Raw genomic sequence first — 22719 nt, 5'->3', positions numbered from 1 at the left:
GGACAAGCCGCGGGATGCGTCGGTCCAGTCGCCATCGGGTGAGCGGCAGAAGTCCGGGCCGCTATCGCCTCATGAACTGGTGCTGGACGAATTAGCAAGGCCGAGTAGGTGTCCGGGTGTTGTTCCGGCGAAGCGCTGGAAGTCACGGCACAGATGGGATTGGTCGTAGTATCCGAAATCGGCGGCCAGAGCACCTATTTCGGCCGCGGAAGAAGCCGTCAGGGCGGCAAACACGCCCGAGAAACGCATCAGCGATCCATAGGTCTTCGGCGAAAGACCGACCTGTTCGGTGAACCGTCTGCGGAAATGCCTTCGACTCCAGCCGGATTCCGCGGCTAGGTCGGTGAGCGGCGTTGTGCCCCCTGATATCTGCAGTTGGCGAACGGCCGACACGATCGCCGAGTCGGTCTCCGCTTGCGCCGATCGGTTCCGAAGATAGTCGCCGACCAGCTCGAATCGCCGTGACCAGCTTGCCGTCTCCGCCAGCCGTTCGGTGAACCGCCGCGCCGAGTCGCCGAAGAGCTCGCCCAAATCCACTGCGGTATTGCGTATTTCATCGAGCGGCACCCCAAGTAGCCGCCGCGCCGCCAATGGCTCCAATTGCACCTGCACACTGCGCATCCGCCCGAAATGCTCGGCTGTGCCCGCCCGATCGTGCAACCCGATCACCAGTGCGGCCGGATCCATGGTCCGCCCCGCGAACGTACCCGCCATCGCGAAGACGATTTTCACCGTGCCGCCTGGAATCTTGCGCCTGCGTACGGGTCTCGGCTCCAGCACATCGAAGCCGAAGCACCGGATCACATCGAGACCGGATAAGGCGGGGCCGTGCACGATGTGGCGGGCGTCGACCTGATAGATCCCACGCAGATCCGCTGCCCTTTCGCTGCCCATCGGTCCACGGTAGATCGCGTGAACCGACCAAGAACGACCGACCGAGTCCGCCCCTGTCGACTGCCAGTTGAGGGGCGGACTCGGCAGGTCCGGCGCCGAGCGGCGGGGACCGACGACGCATTCAGTCCCCGCCGCCCGCCCCCACCGCGAGGGCCGTCGTGATGATGACGGATAGCGGTGGGAGCGTGTCGCCGCGACTCGGTGGGTTGACCCAGAAGCACCCTTCCCGGGTCCACCGGCCGAGCCCGGTCGGCAACATCACGGCACTGCCGATGGCGGGTATGCCTATATCGAGACGGTTCAGCACCTCCAATACCTGCGCGCCCGGCCGACTGTCCGGCTCGGCAAGGAAGCTCCAGCGGATCTGCCTGGCCAGCATGGGGCCCCTCGTCCCCTGCTGTTCCAGTGCGGCCCTGACCTTTTCGGCCCGAACCGTTGGCAGGTGGACAACGCAGACCCGGCCGGTGATGGGCAGCATCACGAATCCGCCACGTTCGGTTACCGGTAGTTCGAATTCGTGCCGGTAGAAGGCCGCCCAATCGTCGACCGTCCTGAGTTTGTCCGCATTCACAACCACTCCTTGCCTCCTCCGTTCAAGGGTCCTGCGCGAGACGACGATTCGGCTATGTCCACCTGCCCGCCTTCCACTGCCATTCCGCTGCCCCTGATAGCGGAATGCTTTTGGATGTGGCCGCACTCACAAACCGCTCGTACCCTGGGAAGGAGTTCGTTCGGAAGGGATGACACCGTGGTCCGGCACTGGTCAGGTAGAGAGGCCCGTGCGCTTCGCGATGCCAGGCGGATGAGTATCCGAGAGTTCGCGGCACACCTGGGAGTGCACGAGCGCCTGGTATCGAAGTGGGAGGCCGGTGGCGCGCGGGTCCATCCACGCCCGATCAATCAAGCCGCCCTCGATACCTCGCTGGCCAGGTCCGACGATGTTGTGCGGGCACGGTTCGCGGCCATGATCGATCAGCCGGTAGTCGATCGACCGGCCGAGCCCGGATTCGACAGGCGGGCCGACGCATCGGCCCGCGCCAGCTATTCCAGTGACGCGGACCTTTTAGCTCTCATAGACGCCGGTGCGGTGAGAGGTGATGCGTTAGCAGCGATTTCAGAGAGGGATCTGATCATGGCGGCTGCCCACGAGGCGAGCGAGCACGCCGGGAAGGCAGAGAGTACCAATGTGGGTGCCACCACCTTGGAACAGCTCGACGCCGATGTCACGCGCATCGCGAATGATTACGTGCATGTCCCACCGGTGCCGATGATGGTGGAGATGCTGCGAGTCCGACGCCGGGTATACCGGCTGTTGGAAGGACATCAGCGCCCCGCCGACACCAGCCATCTCTACCTGTTGGCGGGCACACTGTCGGGACTATTAGCCAACGCGAGTACCGACCTCGGGTACTTCGATGCCGCGGGCGAGCAGATCAGAGCGGCCTGGGCCTACTCGGAACTGTGCGGACACAACGGGTTGCGCGCCTGGACCCGCGGCATGCACGCGCTCATCGAATACTGGTCCGACCGGCCGCGGCGCGGCGTACTGCTCGCGCAGAGCGGGCAGGAGTTCGCCGAATCGGCCACGGCCAAGGTTCGACTATTGAATATCGAGGCCAGGATCTGGTCTCGATTGGGCAGTCATGCCGATGCCGACCGCTGCATTCGCGCCGCGGATGACGCCCGCGAGGCGTCCGAGAGCGACAGCCTGCACGACGAGGTCGGCGGTGTCTTCGGCTTCAACGAGGCGAAGGCCCACTACTACGCGGGCGCGACCTATATCCACCTCGGCCAGGCCGAACCCGCACTGGCCGCGACCCAGCGGACCATCGAGCTGTATGCGAACGGCCCCTCGGAGCAGCGCTCATACGGCGCCGAAGCGTTGGCCCGGGTGGACAATGCCGCGGCGCATCTGATCAATGGAAGTCTCGACGGCGCGGCCGCCGCACTGGTTCCGGTGCTCGGGCTCGCCGAGGACAAGCGCATCGCGCAACTCGAAGAACGGCTCGTCGGCGTACGGCGGCGGATCGCGGGACCGGCGTTCCGCGATGCGGTGGAAGCGCGCTACCTCGATGAACGGATCGAAGAATTCTGCGGATCCACTGCGGCCAAAGGCATCCCGCCGGGCAGCTCGTCCGCCTGATCCGGGCTCTGCGGTCCCCGTCGGATCCGGGCGGGCATGGTGTCGCGCATACCGGGCGGTTCAACCACTGTGACGTGGATTAACTGGTTGCACGGGATGGCACCATAGGACGGGTGAGTCCAAGCCATCTCCCGCATCACCCGCCGCGCACGCTGGAGCAGTCCACCAAGCTGCAGAACGTCCTCTACGAAATTCGTGGACCGGTACACGCGCATGCGGCACGGCTGGAGGCGGAGGGGCATCGCATCCTCAAGCTCAATATCGGCAATCCGGCCCCGTTCGGATTCGAGGCGCCCGATGTGATCATGCGCGATATCATCGCCGCGCTGCCGTATGCCCAGGGCTATTCGGAATCCAAGGGCATCCTCTCGGCCCGGCGCGCCATCGTGACCCGCTACGAACTGGTCCCCGGCTTCCCCGAACTCGATGTCGATGACGTCTACCTGGGCAATGGTGTCTCCGAGCTGATCACCATCACCATGCAGGCGCTGCTCGACAATGGTGACGAGGTGCTGATCCCGGCGCCCGACTATCCGCTGTGGACCGCCATGACGAGCCTGGCCGGCGGCACTCCGGTGCATTACCTGTGTGACGAGTCCAATGGCTGGCAGCCCGATATCGCCGATATCGAATCGAAGATCACCGCCAAGACCAAGGCGCTGCTGGTCATCAATCCGAACAACCCGACCGGCGCGGTGTACTCCACCGAGGTGCTCCAGCAGCTGGTCGACCTGGCGCGCAAACATCAATTGCTACTGCTGGCCGATGAGATCTACGACAAGATCCTCTACGACGATGCCAAGCACATTTCGCTGGCGACGCTCGCGCCCGATCTGCTCTGCCTGACCTTCAACGGACTGTCGAAGGCCTACCGGGTTGCGGGCTACCGCTCCGGCTGGCTGGCGATCACCGGACCCAAGGAGCATGCGGCCGGTTTCCTCGAGGGTATCGATCTGCTCGCCTCGACCAGGCTTTGCCCGAATGTTCCCGCGCAGCACGCGATTCAGGTGGCGCTCGGCGGACATCAGAGCATCGAGGATCTGATCCTGCCCGGCGGGCGACTGCTGGAGCAGCGCGATGTCGCGTGGGAGCGGCTGAACATCATCCCGGGCGTGTCGTGTGTGAAGCCGAAGGGTGCGCTCTACGCGTTCCCGAAGTTGGATCCGAACGTCTATGAGATCCACGATGATTCGAAGCTGATCCTGGATCTGCTGCTGCAGGAGAAGATCTTGATGGTGCAGGGGACCGGATTCAATTGGCCGCATCATGATCATCTGCGGATCGTCACGCTGCCGTGGGCACGCGATCTCGCGGTCGCGATCGAGCGCTTCGGGAACTTCCTGTCGAGCTATCGGCAGTAGGGGATGGCGACCGGTCGGTCGGTAAATGTCCCGCTCTAGCGCGTTTCGGGCAATCGCATCGCCCCGCTTCGGGGTTCAAAACATACTCTGCGTACGGATAGTTGGGAGTTTTAGTTACTAGCTAGCGCTAAACGAGACTTTTTGTGTACAGTGTCTCTTGGCACTTCGAGTGCCCGGTCAAGTTGTCTACCCCCCCTGGACAACCTGACCTCGGGTTAGGCTGCCTACCCCCCTGGGCGCCAACCTGCGGGCGGCGGAGACATCCCCCTGCTCTCCGCCGCCCCCTCCCGCTTTCTCCACCGAATACCGCATCGCGCAGCGATTCGATGAGGTGGTGGCTGGGTGACGGGTGGGCAGTTTACCGACGCCAGGTCGTTCGATGTCCGGTCCGCGAAACCGATCTTGAAAATGAAATCCTTTAAGCTCGCACCGGGACGACAGACGAAAAGGTAGGAGTCCGGTGAGCCAGCGACCGACAACACCACGCGTCTCGCGCACTGCGGGGACGAGCGCCGAGGCGGCGTCATGAGTGACCATCACCACCATCACCACGACCATTCGGGCCCCATTGCCATCGGAGCGACTGCCGCCCGCGTCGTCGTCGGGCTGCTTGCCGCGATCGGTGTCGTTGTCGTCATCGCCGCCATCGTGCTGTGGCCGAGCAGCCAGCACATAGATATCCCGCTGCCGATGCAGAACGCTGGTGGCGGCGCGGTGCAGACCGAGGCCGGAACCGTGGTCCTGCAGGATGTCGGTGCTTGCGGCAGCAGTTCGATCGGCAAGGTGTTCATCGATAAACCCGAACAGCCGCGTGCCGCAGGCTATACCTGCCAGCGCAGTCTGATCAGCATCGATTCGGGTCCGCACAAGGGCAATCGCACCCTGTTCGAAATCGCGCCCGGCCCGGGGCAGCCCGATCTGCACGCCGGTGACCACATCCGGATCGTCCGCCAGACCGATCCGAGTGGAATGCCGCTGTATTCGTTCGAGGATTACTCCCGCGGGCTGCCGCTGATGCTGATCGTGCTGGCCTTCGTGGTCGTGGTCATCGTGGTCGCGCGCTGGCGCGGCCTGCGGGCGCTGCTCGGTTTGGGCTTCGCCTTTGCGGTGCTGGTGCTGTTCATGCTGCCGGCGCTGCTGGACGGCAAACCCGCGATTCCGGTCGCGCTGGTCGCGGGTGCGCTGATCCTGTATGCCGTGCTCTATCTCGCACACGGTGTGAATCTGCGGACAAGTTCGGCGCTGCTCGGCACCCTGACGTCGATGATCGTGGCGGCGGTGTTGTCCTGGGTGGCCATCAAGATCACGAATCTGACCGGGCTATCCGAGGAACAGAACACCAACGTCGCCACCTACATTCAGCACGTCAGCATTACCGGTCTACTGCTGGCCGGCTTCATTATCGGCTCGCTCGGTGTGCTCAATGATGTCACCATCACCCAGGCGTCGGCCGCCTTCGAACTCGCTGCGATCGACGAATCCGCCTCGCGCCGCGAGGTCTTCACCGCCGCCATGCGCGTCGGCCGCGACCATATCGCGAGTACCGTCTACACCCTGGTCCTGGCCTACGCGGGCGGCGCGCTCCCATTGCTGCTGCTGTTCAGCGTCGCGGGCCGCTCCATCCGCGACGTTCTGACCGGTGATGCGGTCGCCATCGAAATCGCTCGCTCCTCGGTCGGTGGCATCGCGCTGGCCCTGTCGGTCCCGCTGACCACCGCCATCGCGGTCATGCTCGCGCGTCCGTTCGGTCGCAAGCCCGAACCAGTGACCTCTGCCCGCCGCCACTCTCGGCGTGCGAAGTCCGAGTCGACCAGCCCGGCCCGGCGCTCCGGAGGTTCGTCGCGTTCGTCCGCATCCTCCAACCCGTCCGGCATCGCGGCCGCGACCGGTACGAGAGATACCGGACGCCAGCGGATCTCGGATCAAACCGGGGATGAGTCTGGCACCGGCTCGCACAGGCGGGTCTCCCGGGACTACGAGTCTGGCACCGGCTCGCACAGGCGGGTCTCCCGGGACGAAGAATCGGGTACCGGCTCGCACAGGCGGGTCTCCCGGGACGAAGAATCGGGTACCGGCTCGCACAGGCGGGTCTCCCGGGACGGGCAACCGAATCCCCGGGCATACGAACGCAATCGCAGCTACCGGAGCGATCCGCAACCGTACGAACCCGATTACGACACCGACCCCCGTGGCTATCGCACCCCCGACCCCCGCGGCTACGAAGGCCACTGGGGCGATGACAGTTCCGGTCCCCGCAGGTAACCGCCGCTATCGCGGTCGACGACCACACACGCGGTCACCGCACAAGCGATCGCGCACGTGCCGTAACCATGGCACATGTGTCGCGATCAAAGGCGCTGTGCCTCCAGTTCGATCGGACCAGGCAGGACTCAGCCCGACCCCGGGCACCATACCTCTTGTGGTAGTTCCACGCTCCGCCCCACTTGGCGCTCCGCCCGACTTTGGCGCTCCGCCCGACTTGGCGCTCCGCCCGACTTGGCGCTCCGCCCGACTTGGCCCGCCGACCAACCAGTAAACCGCCACCAGGGCCACCCGATCAGTCGAGAATGCGCTGGTGCAGGGGAGCTCTCGGGCGTTTGCCTGCATGAGTGCATGGTGATCGGTTGTCCAGGGGTGCCTGACTTGGCGCGCTTCATTCTGTGGCCCTGGCATTGTCCCCCTGGCGTACCGGGCTCAGTGTGGTCCGGGTGGCGGGAAGGGGAAGACCTCCGGCGGAATGGTCGGCACCACGATCGGTGGAAGACCTGGCACGACAATGGTATTCGGGCCGGGAGTGGTGGGGGGTGGCTCCGTTGTCGTCGTCGTGCGGCGCGGGGGCGGTGCGGCGAGCGACTCGCTGGTCTCGGTGGTGCTGCCCGGGGCGACGGCGATCTGTGGGTCGAGGGTGGTGGTGCGCGGCGCGCTGGTCGGGGCGACCGAGGTGGGGCGGTCGCTGCTCTGCGAATCGCGCTCGAGGACCTGCGGGCCGTAGCCGAGTCCGAGTCCGATGGCGGCGACGACGGCCAGTGCGCTGACGGTCAGCACCGCGCCATTGATCTCCCGCTTGCCGCGGCGGCCCTTGGGCTGTGCGGCAAGCCAGGCAGGGGCGAGTTCGTCGTCATCGAGCAGCCGAGCCGCGACCGGCGCGTGGTGTTGCGGGGTGGCGACGACGGTGCGAATCGGCCGGGCCAGCATGGCGGCGCCGCGGGTGACGACGGTCTCCGGGCTGTCGGGAACGATGACCGGTACGCCCATCCACCGTTCGAGCACCTTGGCGATCAGCGGAATTCGGGCGCAGCCGCCGATCGCGAGCACACCGTGCACCGGACGGTCGGAGCGCACGATGACATCGCGCGCCATGCGTGCCGACGATTCGATCGCCAGCATGATGAGGGCTTCGAAATTCTCCTGGGCGAGCAGCACCAGACCCTGTTCGCTGGGCAGCGCCACCGCGGTATTGGTCGACAGCTGTTCCTTGGCCTCGCGGCACAGTGCATCCAGGGCGGCCAGCCCCGCCGAATCCGGCGGATGTGCGATCCGGCCGGAGGCGATCTGCTGTTCGCGGATCAGTGAATCGAGGTAGTCGCCGCTGATATCGCTGGTGCGTTCGCTGTGGCGGATCTCGCGGGTCTGGGTGTCGACGACGCTGACCGTCAGTCCGGAGCTGCCGAGGTCGTAGACGACCAGTGAGGAGATGCCGCGAATATCCCCGGTGGACTGGGCGAATTCGAGCGCCGCCACGATTTCGGGCACCAGTTCGTAATTGGTGAGCTGCTGACGCGCCATGGCCGCCCGCAGCGCCCTGGCATGCTGCTCACTGCGGTAGGCGATCGCGGTGGCCGCGATGCCGGGCATGGACTCCAGCGTGACACCGATCGCCTCGGCCGCCAGCTCCTCCACCTGATGTTCGACAACCGGAATGGTCTGCAGATCGAAGGAATGCGGCGCGACCGGGCCGTGGGGGTTCCCGGCGTGTGGTCGTGCCATACGAACGGCACCGGCCCCCACCGAAACACCCAGAACCGAACTCATCAGCTGCCCATCCCGTTTCACACATCACGACATGCGAGCCTGCGCCGCTCGCCGGTGGATTGGCCCGCCCTCGGGACCATACCGCCGACGTCCGACAGTGCCGAAGGCAGGACCTGGTCGCCCCGGCATCGCCCCCGCGTCGCACGCAACTCTACGGTGTGCCGAGTCCGGCGTACACCCATCCCGCGGCTCTCCAGGTGGCACGATTGAGACAGTTGCGGCCATCGATGATCGACCGCTTCCGGACCACCGGATCGAGGTCTTGCGGACGCAATGTGACGAACTCGTCCCACTCGGTCAGCACCAGCACCACATCCGCGCGATCGCAGGCTTCCGTCACCGATGTTGCGTAGTTCAAAGTGGGAAAGACCCGTCGCGAATTCTCCGCGGCCTTTGGGTCGTACACCGTCACCACTGCGCCGTGCAGCTGGATCATTCCGGCCACATTCAGCGCGGGCGAGTCACGGACATCATCGGATTCGGGTTTGAACGCCGCGCCGAGCACCGCGACATTGGCGCCGAGCAGCGATCCGCCGCAGGCCCGGGCGGCCATATCGACCATTTTGGTGCGGCGGCGCATATTGATGTTGTCGACCTCGCGCAGGAATGCCACCGCGTGATCGGCGCCGAGTTCACCGGAGCGCGCCATGAACGCGCGAATGTCCTTGGGTAGGCAGCCACCGCCGAAACCCAGTCCGGCATTGAGGAATCGGCGGCCGATGCGCGCGTCGTAGCCGAGTGCGTCGGCCAGCATCGTCACATCCGCACCGGTCGCCTCGCAGACCTCCGATACCGCGTTGATGAATGAGATCTTGGTCGCGAGAAAGGCATTCGCAGAGACCTTGACCAATTCGGCGGTGGCCAGATCGGTCAGCAGGAACGGCACCTCGGCCGCGATCAGGTCGGCGTAGATATCCCGCACAAGCTCCTCGACCCAGGCCGCGGCGTCGCGCTCGCCGTCCACCCCGAGCACCAGTCGATCCGGGCGCAGTGTGTCCTTCACCGCGAAACCCTCACGCAGGAACTCCGGATTCCACGCCACCTCGACCTCGGCGTCGGTGAGCGCTCGTGCCCGCGCGCCCAATGCGGCCGCGGTTCCGACCGGCACCGTCGACTTCCCGACGATCACCGACGGCCGCTCCAGCAGCGGCGCGAGCGTATCGACCACGGCATGCACATATTTCAGGTCCGCGGCGTACTCGCCCTTCTTCTGCGGCGTCCCGACCCCGAGGAAATGCACCTGCGCGTGGGCCGCCGCCTCCGCGTACGAGGTGGTGAACCGCAGCCGACCCGCATCGAGGTTGCGCCGCAGCACCTCCTCGAGCCCGGGTTCATAGAACGGCACCACGCCATCGGACAGCTTCGCGACCTTGCCCGGATCTATATCCACGCCGATCACGTCGTGCCCGAGTTCGGCCATGCACGCAGCGTGCGTGGCCCCGAGGTACCCGGTTCCGAAGACTGTGCATCGCATGATCGATTGATAGGACCCGACGATGGCCGCCGCTGGTCAGTGAGGCAAGGGTCTCGGCAACAGCAGATGTACAGGTGGCGACAAGAATTGTCGATGGCCTGCTGAACTGCGCGAACTGCGCTGGCGAAGCGCCAGTTACCATCGATCTTGTGCGAGGCCGCCACAAGAACCGGGCACGCAACGTCTGGTTGGTGCTCGGCGTTGCGCTGGTGGTCCTGATCGCGGGTCTGTGGCCGGTGTACGTCCGGCCTCGGGTCGACGCGCCCGCGCGGGCCGATGCGATCCTGGTGCTCGGCGGCGCACACGACGGGCGTGAAAAGCTGGGGCTGCGGCTGGCCAGCGCGGGTTATGCACCCAGGGTGCTGTTCTCCGATCCGTATGAGGACAGCGCACTGATGAATCGAATCTGCCACAGCCGCTACAGCTTCCAGGTCACCTGCTTCGATCCTTCGCCGCGCACCACCCGCGGCGAAGGTCGCGAGCTGGCCGGACTCGCTGCCGCCGAAAACTGGCACCGCGTCATCGTCATCACCTTCACCCCGCATATTTCGCGGGCCCGCTACATCCTCGGAAAGTGCTGGGACGGTGAGCTTCTCATGGTCGACCCGGAACCGCATATCTCGATTCGGCGCTGGGCCTACGACTACGTCTACCAATCCGCCGGTTACCTCAAGGCCTTCTTCGAAGACTGCTAGCGCCGCCATCGGGAGTTGTGTGGCTTGTTCGAAGTAGCTCGGGTATCAAGTGCTGTCGGGTGACTTCAGTTTGATTTCGACATGAGACAGTCGTAAATTGTGTCTCGTGGGGCATATGGCCACACGGATGCGAAGACGCATATCCCTCCGGGAGGGCAGATGGATTACGACTGGTCAGCGGCCGATCTGGCCTTCCGTGACGAGGTTCGCGCCTTTCTCGGCGAGAAGCTGACGCCGGAACTACGGCGGGCCGGGCGCTTGGCGACGAGTGTGTATCCGGACCATGAGGCCAGCATGCGGTGGCAGCACATCCTGCACGAGCGCGGCTGGGCCGCACCCGCCTGGCCGGTACAACACGGCGGCTGCGATTGGAGCCTCACCCAGCACTACATTTTCAACCGCGAATCGACACTTGCCGGTGCGCCGACCCTGTCGCCGATGGGGATCAGAATGGTCGCGCCCGCGATCATCGCCTTCGGCACGCCGGCGCAACAGGATTTCTATCTACCGCGCATCCTGACCGGGGAAATCTTCTTCTGCCAAGGGTATTCGGAGCCGGAGGCGGGTTCGGACCTGGCCTCGCTGACCATGGCGGCCGTCGATGACGGCGCGGATTTCGTGTGCACCGGCAGCAAGATCTGGACCACGCATGCGACAGCGGCGAATTGGATCTTCTGCCTGGTGCGGACCTCGCGCGAGGGCAAGAAGCAGCAGGGCATCACCTTCCTGCTGATCGATATGACCACGCCCGGCATCGAGATTCGCCCACTGGTGATGACCTCCGGTGAACAGGTGCAGAATCAGATCTTCTTCGATAACGTCCGGGTGCCCAAGAGCAATGTGCTCGGTCGCATCGATGACGGTTGGACCGTCGCGAAATATCTGCTGGTCCACGAGCGCGGCGGCGCGGCCTCGCCGATACTGCAGGTCATGGCCCAGGAGGTGGCGACCGCGGCGGCCGGGCAGACCGGACCCGACGGCAATCCGCTGATCGATGACGCGGCGTTCGCGGCGAAGTTGGCGCAGGCCCGAATTCGCACCGAAGTGCTCGAAATCCTGGAGTACCGAACGCTTTCGGCAATGGCTCATGGCAAGAATCCGGGCCCGGCCGCATCAATGCTGAAAATTCTGGCCACCGAGTTGAGTCAGCAGCTCACCGAATTGGCGCTGGAGGCGGCCGGGCCGGGCGGCCGGGTCTATCAGCCGCATGCCACTGAACCCGGCGGGCCGATCGCCGAATTCACCCCGCCCGCGGACGGCTATCGCAGCGGCGAGGACTGGCAGGCGGTCGCACCGCTGCGCTACTTCAACGACCGCGCCGGCTCGATCTACGCGGGCAGCAATGAAATTCAGCGAAATATCCTCGCCAAGGCAGCATTGGGGCTCTGATGGACTTCACCTTCACCGATGAGCAGGAACTACTCCGCGCTGCGGTGGCCGGATTCCTCGGTGCCCGTTACGAATTGGCGAAGAGTCGCAGTGCGGCGAAATCCGATATCGGCTGGCAGCCGGGGGTCTGGCGCGGATTCGCCGAGGAGCTGGGCATTCTCGGGGCCACGCTGCCCGAGCGGGTCGACGGTATGGGCGGCGGTCCGGTCGAGCTGATGATCATCACCGAGGAACTCGGCCGCGCGCTGGTCGTCGAGCCCTATGTCGACACCGTGGTCGTCGGCGCGGGGCTGCTGAACCGCTGCGGCGGTGAACTCGCCGATTCGGTACTGCGACGGATCGTTTCCGGTGCCGCACGGACCGCCTTCGCCGCACTGGAGCCGACCTCGGGGCAGACGCTGCACGACGTTTCGACCACCGCGCGCCGCGATGGTGATTCGTGGCTGATCGACGGCGTCAAGACCGTGGTGACCAGTGCGCCGCTGGCGACCCATCTCCTCATTACCGCGCGCACCGCCCGTGCTCGGCGCGATAAGGACGGCATATCGCTGTTCCTCACCGAATTCGACGCGACGAATCCGCCCGCCGGTGTGCAAGTGCATTCCTACCGGACGATCGATGACCGGGTCGGATCCGACATCACCTGCACCGGCCTCCGATTGCCCGCCGTCGCGCTGCTGGGCGCCGAGGGCGCGGCGTGGGACGCAATCGATGTCACCGTGGACGAGGCGATCGCGGCGATCGCCTCCGAGGCCGTCGGCTGCATGCGGAAAGTACTGGCGGACACCGTCGAATACACCAAACAGCGGCAGCAATTCGGCCAGCCGATCGGCAGCTTCCAGGTGCTCCAGCACCGCATGGTCGATATGTACATCGAACTCGAGCAGGCCATCGCCGCGGTGTACCTGGCCATCTATTCGCTGGGCGCGGCCGCGGCGGACCGGGCGCGTGCGGTCTCGGCCGCGAAGGTCACCATCGGCCGGGCCGCGCGCTTCATCGGCCAGAACGCGGTGCAATTGCACGGCGCGATGGGGATGACCGAAGAACTGGCGATCGGCCACTACTTCAAGCGGCTGACCGCTATCGAGCACGAATTCGGTTCCAGTGACCAACATCTGGCCCGCTACGCCGCGCTGACGAGGCCATAGCCATGTCCGACGGCGCGGACTCGGCGGTGGCGCTCGCGCCGAAGCCGGTGCGCGAGGACGTGATCGACCTCGCGCACCGCTGGTTCCTCGACGGCCGCCGCATCGATATGCGCCAGCTCGCCCGCGAACTCAGTATCGGCCGTGCCACGCTGTATCGCTGGTGGGGCAGTCGGGAAGTGGTGATCGGCGAGGTGGTGTGGCGGATCATCGAGGAGGCGATCACCCGGGTCGAGGCGCGCGGATACGGTGCACCCGCCGAACGTTTCGTCCGCAATTTCGGCAAGCTCGCCGATACCGTGCGCACCTTCGAACCGCTGTCCCGATTCGTCGCCGACGACCCGGAGTACGGCCTGCGCGTGCTGACCTCCGGCTATAGCGTCGTCCAGGGCCGCATGATCGACTGGGTCGCGGCACGTTTGGCCGGGCTGCCCGATCTCGACCCGCGCATCGAAATCCGCGATCTCGCCTACGCGATCGTGCGCCTCGGCGAGGCCTTCGTCTGGAGCGATGTCATTACCGGCGATCCACCGCGGTCGGAAAAGGCCACTGCCATGGTCGAACTGCTCGTCTCGGCCGCATCCGGCAAGCACTGATCCGCCGTGCCAACCTAAGGGAGTCGAATTGTCCTACAACACCATCACCTACCGCGTGACGGACGCGGTCGCCACCATCACCCTCAACCGACCCGACGCCCGCAATGGCTTCACCACCGAAATGGCCGATGAACTGGGCGCCGCCTTCACCGCCGCCGATCGCGACGATGACGTGCGCGCCGTTGTATTCGCCGCGGCGGGAAAGGATTTCTGCGTCGGCATGGATCTCACGGCGGGCGGCTCCGATGAGGATGTCACCGCACCCGGCTGGGTCGAGTGGTCCACCCGCGTGGTCCGGCCGATGACCGACCTCGATAAACCGGTGATCGTCGCCATGCAGGGTGCCGCCGTCGGCGTCGGTCTGTCCATGACGTTGGCCGCCGATTTCCGACTCGCCGCAACGGATTCCCGCTTCGGCTTCGTCTTCGCCCGCCGCGGCCTCTTTCCGGAGGGCGGCTCGCTGTGGTTCCTCCCCCGCATTGTCGGCCTGGCGAAGGCCAAGGAATGGATGATCACCGGCCGCGTGTTCGGCGCCGATGAGGCGCTGGCCGCGGGTCTGGTCACCAGTCTGCACGCCCCCGAAGACCTACTTCCCGCCGCGCACGCCCTGGCCACCGAACTCGCCACCCAGGTGGCACCCGTTTCGATCGCCGCCATCCGGCGCGGTCTGGTCGCCATGTCCGGTGACAAAACCCCCGAAGACGTCTTCACCCTCGACGCCCGCCTCATCTCCTACGCCTTCTCCAGCGCCGACCTGCGCGAAGGCATTATGTCCTTCCTGCAGAAGCGTCCGCCCGCATTCACCGGCAAGGTCGCTACCGAACTTCCGTCACTTGACGACTGGTTGGCGTAGCACCCACCGAGCGCCTCCCTGCTCGACATTACAATTCTGGCCTGCGGAAACCTGTTGCGGCCGCATGTGTCTCGTGAACGAACGTTTGCTTCCTCGGCATGAGGGCTATGGCGTGTGCGAAGGTTAGGTTTCACTCGTGAATTCGGTTCTTCCGATACCGGTTACGAGTGCCGTCGAAATCCGGATGGAGGAGGGGCTTGGTGGAAGCAGCGTCCGATGTGGCTGGGCTGGTGGGGCATCGCTATCGCGCGGATGACTCTTACGTGGTGGGGCGCGAGAAGATCCGCGAGTACGCGCGAGCAGTGCAGGATTTCCACCCGGCGCACTGGAGTGAGGACGCTGCCGGTGAGCTCGGATACGCCGGTCTGATCGCACCGACCACGTTCATCTCCATCGCCGCGATGTTGGCCAACCGCAGGCTCCTCGAGACCGTCATGGCCGGCTACGACACGTTCGTGCAGACCGATCAGGTTTTCGAAATGTACAAGCCGATACTCACCGGCGACCAGTTGATCAGCGATGTCGAACTCGCCTCGGTGCGCCGCATCGCCGGCAAGGACCTGCTCACCATCACCAATACCTTCACCGACCAGACCGGTGACATCGTGCACATCATGCACACCACCGTCGTCGGCATCACCAGCGAGGACGTCAGCGCCGACATCAGCGACACGATCGAGCGCGTCATCAAGAGCGGACTCGAGGTGACCTCCCGGACTGTGGTTGCGGCAGCCGACGGACGATCGGTAGCGAATCCGAATCTGGAAACCGCTCCACGCCTGTCCCAGATCTCACGCACGCGTATTCCGCGCACCGCAACCAGATTCGACGATATCGCCGTCGGTGACGAGCTTCCCGCTCGAACCATGCGCCTGACGCGCGGCGATCTGGTGAACTATGCCGGAGTCTCCGGGGACCCGAACCCTATCCACTGGCACGACGAAGTCGCTGCGCTGGCGGGTCTTCCGGATGTGATCGCCCACGGCATGCTCACCATGGGCTTGGGGGCGGGATTCGTCACCGGATGGCTCGGTGACCCGGGCGCGATGATCAGGTACGGGGTCCGGCTGTCGAACTACACGGTCATCGAGGCCGCCTCCGCTGGAAGTGTCGAGTTCACCGGGCGCATCAAGTCGGTCGACGCCGCGAGCAAGACCGCTGCCGTCGTCATCGTCGCGAAGTCTGCTGGACGCAAGGTTTTCGGCCTCGCGACTGCGGATGTCCGCCTCGCATAGCCTCCTGCGCGCCAGCTTCGGGCCGTGAGCCTGGATGCGAAACCGTGCCACCGCCACGGTGGTGACCCACGGCGATCGGCAGGATAGCGATCGGCCCGGGTGCGCACTGCGCACCCGGGCCGATCGTTCAGGATTTCCCGTCAGTTCTTACGGCCGGGGGCCTTGGCCCCGGATTTGAAGCCCAGGCCACCGGGCTTGGCGGTCGGCGGCGTGACTTCGGGGGCGCCGTTGCCGGCGGTGCCATTGGCGGGCTGTTCCGGTTCCGGGGTCGAATCCGCAGGAGCCGCAGCGGTTTCCGCGGCGGGTGTGGATTCGACCGGGGTCGACGGTGCGGCCGTACCGGGAGCCTTCGGCCCGGGGCGCTTGAAGCCGGACTTCATGGCCAGGCCCTTGGCGGGGATGGACGGCTTGGTTTCGGTGGGGGCCGAAACCGGTTCGGCGGCGGGGGCTTCCGCGGCCGAGGCGGGAGCTGCCGACGCCTCCGTTGTCGCGGGTGCCTTGGCTCCGGGCGCCTTGGCGGCGCCCTTCATCGCCAGTCCCTTACCGCCGGGTGCCTTCGCCGGGCCCTTCATGGCCAGGCCCTTGACCGGGGGCGCGGGGGTGGCCGGTGCCTCGGCCGCTGCGTCCGCGGCAGCGGGGGCCGCCTTGGCGCCGGGGGCCTTTGCGCCACCCTTCATCCCGAGACCGCCGGGTGCCTTGGCTCCGGGTGCTTTGGCTGGGCCCTTCATTGCCAGGCCCTTGACCGGTGCGGCCGGAGCCGAAGTCGCCTCAGTGTCCGCGGCAGGGGCCGCCTTGGCTCCGGGCGCCTTCGCGGCTCCCTTCATCCCGAGCCCGCCACCGGGTGCCTTGGCCGCACCCTTCATGCCGAGACCACCGGGAGCCTTGCCGCCGCCCTTCATCGCGAGGCCGCCACCGGTCGGTGCCGCCTTCGGCTCGGCTGCAGCCTCGGCGGCCGGGGCCGGCTCGGGTGCGGCGACCGGTTCCGGCTCGGGGGCCGTCTTCGGTTCCTGCACCACGGTCAGGTTCTCGGTCAGCGTGGCCGGATCGACGCGGTCGATGGCATCGAGCATGAGCTGGGCGACATCGACGACCTCGACGCCCTGGCCGACCTCGCCGCCGTCCTTGCGGGCGGTGACACCGTCGGTGAGCATGACCCGGCAGAACGGGCAGCCGGTCGCGATCTTGGACGGTTCATTGCCGCCGCCCAGGGTGGACAGGGCTTCGTCGACGCGATCGATATTGATGCGCTTGCCGAGTTGTTCCTCCATCCACATGCGGGCGCCACCGGCACCACAGCACATGGAGCGCTCCCCGTGGCGCGGCATTTCGACCAGGGTGGACCCGGAGGCCTCCATCAACTCGCGCGGCGCGTTGTAGACCTTGTTGTGGCGGCCCAGGTAGCACGGGTCGTGGTAGGTGACGTTCTGCGATACCGACGCGACCGGGATCAGCTGCTTCTGCCGCACCAGCCGGTTCAGCAGCTGGGTGTGGTGCACCACCTCGTAGCTGCCGCCGACCTGCGGGTACTCGTTGTTCAACGCGTTGAAGCAGTGCGCGCAGGTGACCACGATCTTCTTGCGCGACTGTTCGACGCCTTCGAAAACCGAGTTGAGCAGTTCGATGTTCTGGGCAGCGAGCTGCTGGAACAGGAACTCGTTACCCGCACGCCGGGCGGAGTCACCGGTGCAGGTCTCGTCGGCACCGAGCACCATGAACTTCAACCCGGCCGTCGCGAGCAGTTCCGCGACCGCCTTGGTGGTGCGCTTGGCGCGATCCTCGTACGCTCCGGCACAGCCGACCCAGAACAGGTACTCATAGCCGTCAAAGGAATCGGCGTCCTGACCGAAGACCGGGATCTGGAAGTCGAGTTCGTTGATCCAGTTCAACCGGTCCTTGGCGTTCTGGCCCCAGGGGTTGCCCTTGTTCTCCAGGTTCTTGAACAGCCCGGCCAGCTCGGAGGGGAACTCCGATTCGATCAGCACCTGGTAGCGGCGCATATCGATGATGTGGTCGACGTGCTCGATATCGACCGGGCACTGCTCGACACACGCACCACAGGTCGTGCACGACCACAGCACTTCCGGATCGATGATGCCGTTGAGATCTTCGCCACCGACCAGCGGACGCTCCGCCTCGGCCTTGGCCGCCGCGGAAATCTTGGCCAGCTTGCGCTCATCGGGTTTGCCGTCGGCATCGACCAGCCCGACCTCATCGCCGCCCATATCCTTGCGGCCACCGGCCAGCAGGTACGGCGCCTTCGTGACGCCGTGGTCGCGCAGCGACATGATCAGCAGCTTGGGTGAGAGCGGCTTACCGGTATTCCAGGCCGGGCACTGCGACTGGCAGCGACCGCATTCGGTGCAGGTGGTGAAGTCCAGCCAGCCCTTCCAGGAGAAATCCTCGACCCGGCCAGCGCCGAAGGTGTCGACATCCGGGTCGGCGGTCTCCATATCGACCGGCTTGCCCTTGGACATCATCGGCTTGGCGGCGCCCAGCGCGACGCTGCCGTCGTCCTCACGCTTGAAGTAGATATTGAAGAAGGCCGCGAACCGGTGCCAGGCCACACCCCAGTTGATATTGCGACCGACCAGCAGCAGGAAGGTGCTGCCCGACACCATCTTGATGAACGCGAAGATGGCGACCATCGCCACACTGGACGGCAGCAGCTTGGCCACCTGCATGGTGAAGAAGTCGGTCCACACCTCGGAGTGGCCGTAGGTGGCGATCTTGCCCGCCTTCACCATGACCATGCCGATGCCCTCGAGGAAGACGATCGACTCGATGACATAGGCCGGACCGAATTGCGAACCGCTGAATCGCGACAGCCGCTCCGGCACCCGCGGGTGGTTGAGCTGGCGGATGACGATCAGCACGATGATGCCGACCACCGTCCCGATGCCGAGCACCTCATCCCACAGGTGGTAGATGCCCCAGCTGCCGAAGATCGGCCAGTGGAATTCGGGATCGAAGGTCTGCCCGTACGCCTCGAAGTACAGGATGAAACCGCCGAGGAAGCCGATCATCACCAGCCAGTGCGCCCAGCCCACCGTGCGGAATTTGTTCATCCGGGTGTGGGCCAGGAATTCGACGATCATTGTCTTTAGCCGAGGGAAGAACGGCCGCCAGCGATCCGGCGCGGGTTGGCCGATCATGATCGCGCGGGTCATCTTGCCGACGCCGCCGACGAATGAAGCCCAACCCAGGAGGCTGAACGCCACACCAATCGTGCCCAGCGTCAGTGTCAGGGCATTCATGTCGCGACCTTTCTTTAGAGGCAACACGAGCGTGGGCGGCGATTCGGCCACCCGGTTGGCTCGTATCCTAACCGCAGGTAAGTTACCCACCGGTAACTTACCTGTCTATCGTACGATCGGCAGTTGGCCAATGCCCCTTCTTCCTGGGGCTTGACACGAATTCTGCCTGTGATGGATCTCACGAAGATCCGACAATCCGGAGGTGCGTTCGGGCGACAACCACCGTAAACAGTGAGTGGTGAGGTTCTGCCGCTAAGGACAGGCTTAGTCACGCGGAGATCACAGTATGGGCACCGGATCTCGCATCTTCATGTCGGTTGGATTACGCTCACGACGTTCTGTCTGCTGTGCCTGTTCTTCACACTGCTCGGGGAGAATCCGGAGGTCGACCACTCCGGGTTGATGAGCGCTCTCGCGTGTACGAAGGCAGCACGCGGACAACCTTGATGATGGATTGGATACTGAATGAAACTCCGCAGCACCACCGCGGCTGCCGTGATGGCCATTGGTGCGGTGACCATCGGTCTCGGAACCGCGCATGCCGATCCGGCCGCACCGGCTGATCCCGGTCTCACCTACTCCGTCAAGTTGGTGGACAAGACCGTTGTGGCGGCGCTCAAGGGGGGGACCTTCTCGTTGACCGAGGAGCCCGGCGCCACTGCCGACGACCCGAAGACCACGGTCGCGAATGTGCGTGACGGCAAGGGCAACACCGTCGTCTCCTTCCCGCTGAACGTGGACGTCGACGGCAAGCTCGTGCCGGTCAAAGCGGACATGAAGAACGACGGCACCGTGCTCGAGGTCACCCCGGAGAAGCCCGCGGATCTCGTGGTGTCGGACAAGCCGGTCGTCGCAAAGCCGGTTGTCGCCAAGGACATCGCGTCGCCGATCGAAAACCAGCGCGCGCAGAACGAATTCGCCAGCAACTTCGGCATCGCGACCGCGGTCGGTGGTTTCGTCGGCACCGCGATCGGTGCGATCGCTGGCTGCATCATCACTCTTCCGGTCGGCTGCCTTCCGGGTCTGGTGACCGGTGCGGGCATCGGCGGCATCCTCGGCACCATCGCCGTCGGCGGTCCGACGCTGGTTGCTGCGGGCGTCGAGCTGCTCAACACCATCCAGGCTCCGGATGGCACCACCAAGTGGGCCGAGAAGCCGGTGGCGGCACCCGCAGCCGCGCCGGTTCAAACGCCGAACTAGTTCGAACCGAACTCGACCGGCCTGCCCTCTCTGGAGGGCAGGCCGGTTTTGTGTTTTCAGGCCTGGCGCTCGCGCAAATCCAGGCTGCCGCTGAAGACTTCCTCACCCTTACCGCGCCCGAACCGCCCGAATGAACGCTCGGCCATTTCGAACGATCCGTCCTCGCGCACCAGCAATACCGTGCTCGCCCTGGTTCCGTGCAGTGCGTTGGCGATGAATCTGGCCGAGAGCGTGCGCTCGCGGCGCAGCGGAACTCCGGTGTGCGGCAAGAGATCATCGGGCGCCTCGGTCCGATCGGCCAGCACCTCGAAGTAGCGGGCCAGGTTTCCTGGATCCGATTCGACCACCGCGCGCAGATCGGTGAGGCCGCCGCGCACCTTCGGCCAAATGGGTTGGGGTGCATCCAATGCCGCCGCGGAGCCCGGTACGGCCGATGTCACGAAGGTGCCGTTGGACACGCCGTGGAACCCCGGTGTCAGCTCTTGCGGTGGCACTGCGCTGCGGTTGGAGTGCCACCACAGCGATTCGAGGTCCGAGACCAGCATGTTGTAGCCGTTGTAGTCGTCCGGAGCAGCGGTGACATCGACGACGTACTGCTCCGGCCCCGGGATATCGTCGCTGGCATCGGTGCCGCGCAGGAAGTCCATCAGCAGCGCCCCGCGCGAACGGGCGTCGCCGCGTTCGGCCTTCGGGTTGCGCACATTGGTCACCGTGGCGAATCGATTGCGCCCCTTTGCTTCCCGCGTCAGGCCCAGCCAGGTCCCCGGCGGGTCGCCCGCGGGTTTGCCGATCGCTCCCAGATCGCGCCCGGCCAGTAGTCCAGGTACCTCGGACCACCATCGCATCGACTCGGTCGGGCGGGCGTAGAACTCATCGCGATTGGCCGCGACGATCAACCGAAATTCCGGATGTACCCGCCAACCGATCAACACCAAACACATGCAGTCCAGGATGCCGGAACAGGGCCGCGCCCCACAGGGCATTTCGGGGCGTTCGGGCCGCGCAAGGTCAGTGGATCGCCCGCAGTGACAGCAAAAAGGCCGACAGCGTCGCCGCTGTCGGCCTTTCGAGCCCCGGGCTAGTTCCGGGTACCCACCGGTCGGTTCTGGCTCAGTTATTGACCTTCAGACCCGGGTTGTCCGAAAGCACCACGCTGACCGGCTGTGCGAACAGCTGCGGTGCATTACCGGTGAGGGCGCCGATCAGATTTGGGATCTCGCAGATCGGGAAGTCGGCGACCGACGACGCGCTGGAAATGCCGAGCGCCATCCGGCCGGAGACGATCGCGCCACCGCTGTCGCCGGGCAGGGCGCAGATGTTGGCGGAGAAGGCCTGGGTCAGCTCCCGCTCGCCGACCTGCACGGTCTGGTCGACGGCGTTGACGATGCCGCAGCTGAAGCCGGTGCGCGAACCGGACTTGCAGACCGGAGCGCCGACCACCGGAACGGCAACACCCTCGATGGCGACGGGCGCGCCCGGCTGGCGCACGAAGTTGTTCGTGAACCGATCCCTGGCCTGGTCGTTGATCCGGATGATCGAGTAGTCCTGCGCGCCCAGCACCGACTTCTGGAAGGTGCCCAGCTGCGCGCCGGGCCGATCGCCGGCCATTTCGAATACGCCGGAGGCATTCGCCGAGCCCGCCGACGCAATGTCGGGGTTGCAGTGGCCCGCGGTGATGTTCACGACATTGCCCGCCCGGTCGGTGCCGTTGAAGCCGAACGAGCACCGCAGCGACGTCTTCCCGGCGATCGAGGCGTAGGCGTCACCACCGGCCAGCGGGCCGGTCTGCATCGCGCCAGCGACCGGAGTCGTCTGCAGCTGCTCTCCGGCGACCGGCGGCGCCATCACGATGACCCGCGACGGATCGATGAAGTTCGGCATCGGCAGACCGGCCTGCTCGACCCGCACCGCGATGCTGTTGTTGACGGTGTCGACGACCACGCCGCGCACCAGCGCGGAAACGGCTTCGGGCTGCCCGTCCAGCCAGCGCTCGAACGCGCTCTTCTCACCGCGCAGCGCCGCCTCGCTCTTGGCGACATTGCGGACCTCGAATCCGGCCGACGTGGCGGCCTTGCGGGCCTCGTCGGCGCCGGAGCCCTGCGCGAGCGCCACCACGGCCTTGCCACCGTCATCGAGCCACGCGCCACCGAAGACCTGCGGGAACTGGCGCTGCGCCGTGGTGGCGAAGGCCGCGACCTGCTGGGCCAGATCGGCGCGGTGCAGGTACTCCTCGGGGGAGATCTTCAGATCACGCGCGACCGCCGCGATCAGCTCGGCGGGCAGGGCGGGCTGATCGGGTTGTGCGTTCGCTACTGCCGCTGTCGGACCGAACAGCAGAATCGCCGCCGAGGCGGCGATTACTGATTTTCGGACTCGGGTCTGTCGCGCAGCTGATCGGAACTGACCTATACGTGGCAGGAGCATGTCCCATACCTTAAGGTGTCCGGC

At 65.6% G+C, this 22719-nt stretch carries 16 protein-coding genes and 1 pseudogene; 10 read left to right on the top strand and 7 right to left on the bottom strand.

What is annotated here, in order from left to right; translation table 11 throughout:
• Nucleotides 1-69 precede the first annotated feature (69 nt).
• Nucleotides 70-894, bottom strand: coding sequence for a helix-turn-helix domain-containing protein (locus ABZ293_RS21230; RefSeq protein ID WP_355183054.1), 825 nt, complete (start codon nucleotides 892-894; stop codon nucleotides 70-72).
• 121 nt (nucleotides 895-1015) lie between these two features.
• Nucleotides 1016-1465 (bottom strand): hypothetical protein, encoded by a 450-nt coding sequence (locus tag ABZ293_RS21225; protein WP_354954828.1) that lies wholly within the window; start codon nucleotides 1463-1465, stop codon nucleotides 1016-1018.
• A gap of 231 nt (nucleotides 1466-1696) precedes the next feature.
• Between ABZ293_RS21225 and ABZ293_RS21220 the strand changes: the two genes are divergently transcribed.
• From ABZ293_RS21220 to ABZ293_RS21210, 3 genes and pseudogenes are all read left to right on the top strand, one after another.
• Nucleotides 1697-3037 carry an XRE family transcriptional regulator gene (locus ABZ293_RS21220; protein WP_355183052.1) on the top strand — a complete coding sequence of 447 codons (1341 nt, stop codon included), beginning with the start codon at nucleotides 1697-1699 and terminating at the stop codon, nucleotides 3035-3037.
• 104 nt (nucleotides 3038-3141) lie between these two features.
• Nucleotides 3142-4398, top strand: a complete 1257-nt coding sequence (locus ABZ293_RS21215; protein WP_355183286.1) for a pyridoxal phosphate-dependent aminotransferase — start codon at nucleotides 3142-3144, stop codon at nucleotides 4396-4398.
• 525 nt (nucleotides 4399-4923) lie between these two features.
• Nucleotides 4924-6162, top strand: a pseudogene (locus ABZ293_RS21210) (YibE/F family protein); the annotation flags it as partial.
• 930 nt (nucleotides 6163-7092) lie between these two features.
• Here ABZ293_RS21210 and ABZ293_RS21205 read toward each other — a convergent pair.
• Both ABZ293_RS21205 and ABZ293_RS21200 read right to left on the bottom strand, forming a co-directional pair.
• Nucleotides 7093-8430, bottom strand: a complete 1338-nt coding sequence (locus ABZ293_RS21205; protein WP_355183050.1) for an Hsp70 family protein — start codon at nucleotides 8428-8430, stop codon at nucleotides 7093-7095.
• A gap of 151 nt (nucleotides 8431-8581) precedes the next feature.
• A complete protein-coding gene (locus tag ABZ293_RS21200) occupies nucleotides 8582-9904 on the bottom strand; it encodes a UDP-glucose/GDP-mannose dehydrogenase family protein (RefSeq protein ID WP_355183048.1) in 1323 nt (440 codons plus the stop codon).
• Nucleotides 9905-10053: 149 nt separating this feature from the next.
• On the opposite strand from ABZ293_RS21200, the gene ABZ293_RS21195 reads away from it, so the two are divergent.
• From ABZ293_RS21195 to ABZ293_RS21170, 6 genes are all read left to right on the top strand, one after another.
• Complete coding sequence (locus ABZ293_RS21195; protein WP_355183046.1) at nucleotides 10054-10599, top strand: YdcF family protein; 546 nt, start codon at nucleotides 10054-10056, stop codon at nucleotides 10597-10599.
• A 159-nt stretch (nucleotides 10600-10758) separates the two neighbouring features.
• Nucleotides 10759-11988: an acyl-CoA dehydrogenase family protein gene (locus ABZ293_RS21190; RefSeq protein ID WP_355183044.1), complete on the top strand. Its 1230-nt coding sequence runs from the start codon at nucleotides 10759-10761 to the stop codon at nucleotides 11986-11988.
• Entirely contained in the window at nucleotides 11988-13136 is a 1149-nt protein-coding gene (locus ABZ293_RS21185; RefSeq protein WP_355183042.1) for an acyl-CoA dehydrogenase family protein, read from the top strand. The genes ABZ293_RS21190 and ABZ293_RS21185 overlap by 1 nt, the downstream gene beginning before the upstream one ends.
• 2 nt (nucleotides 13137-13138) lie before the next feature.
• Nucleotides 13139-13729, top strand: coding sequence for a QsdR family transcriptional regulator (locus tag ABZ293_RS21180; protein ID WP_355183040.1), 591 nt, complete (start codon nucleotides 13139-13141; stop codon nucleotides 13727-13729).
• Between the two features lie 28 nt (nucleotides 13730-13757).
• Nucleotides 13758-14582 (top strand): enoyl-CoA hydratase-related protein, encoded by an 825-nt coding sequence (locus ABZ293_RS21175; protein WP_355183038.1) that lies wholly within the window; start codon nucleotides 13758-13760, stop codon nucleotides 14580-14582.
• A gap of 197 nt (nucleotides 14583-14779) precedes the next feature.
• On the top strand, nucleotides 14780-15817 hold the full coding sequence (locus ABZ293_RS21170; RefSeq protein ID WP_355183036.1) for a fused (3R)-hydroxyacyl-ACP dehydratase subunits HadA/HadB: 1038 nt from the start codon (nucleotides 14780-14782) through the stop codon (nucleotides 15815-15817).
• A 140-nt stretch (nucleotides 15818-15957) separates the two neighbouring features.
• Here the strand turns inward: ABZ293_RS21170 and ABZ293_RS21165 are convergent, their stop codons facing one another.
• On the bottom strand, nucleotides 15958-19071 hold the full coding sequence (locus ABZ293_RS21165) for a (Fe-S)-binding protein (protein WP_355183034.1): 3114 nt from the start codon (nucleotides 19069-19071) through the stop codon (nucleotides 15958-15960).
• A 465-nt stretch (nucleotides 19072-19536) separates the two neighbouring features.
• On the opposite strand from ABZ293_RS21165, the gene ABZ293_RS21160 reads away from it, so the two are divergent.
• Nucleotides 19537-20271, top strand: coding sequence for a hypothetical protein (locus ABZ293_RS21160; protein WP_355183032.1), 735 nt, complete (start codon nucleotides 19537-19539; stop codon nucleotides 20269-20271).
• 56 nt (nucleotides 20272-20327) lie between these two features.
• Here the strand turns inward: ABZ293_RS21160 and ABZ293_RS21155 are convergent, their stop codons facing one another.
• Complete coding sequence (locus ABZ293_RS21155; RefSeq protein WP_355183030.1) at nucleotides 20328-21212, bottom strand: NRDE family protein; 885 nt, start codon at nucleotides 21210-21212, stop codon at nucleotides 20328-20330.
• Nucleotides 21213-21381: 169 nt separating this feature from the next.
• The gene (locus tag ABZ293_RS21150; protein WP_355183028.1) at nucleotides 21382-22695 is read right to left on the bottom strand and encodes a S1 family peptidase; all 1314 of its coding nucleotides are present in this window, start codon (nucleotides 22693-22695) and stop codon (nucleotides 21382-21384) included.
• Nucleotides 22696-22719 lie beyond the last annotated feature (24 nt).

Origin of the sequence: Nocardia sp. NPDC005998, assembly GCF_040614395.1 — a bacterium.
Classification (GTDB): Bacteria; Actinomycetota; Actinomycetes; order Mycobacteriales; family Mycobacteriaceae; genus Nocardia.
The sequence above is the reverse complement of the archived record's forward strand: the minus strand, read 5'-3'. Positions and strand labels throughout refer to the sequence as shown.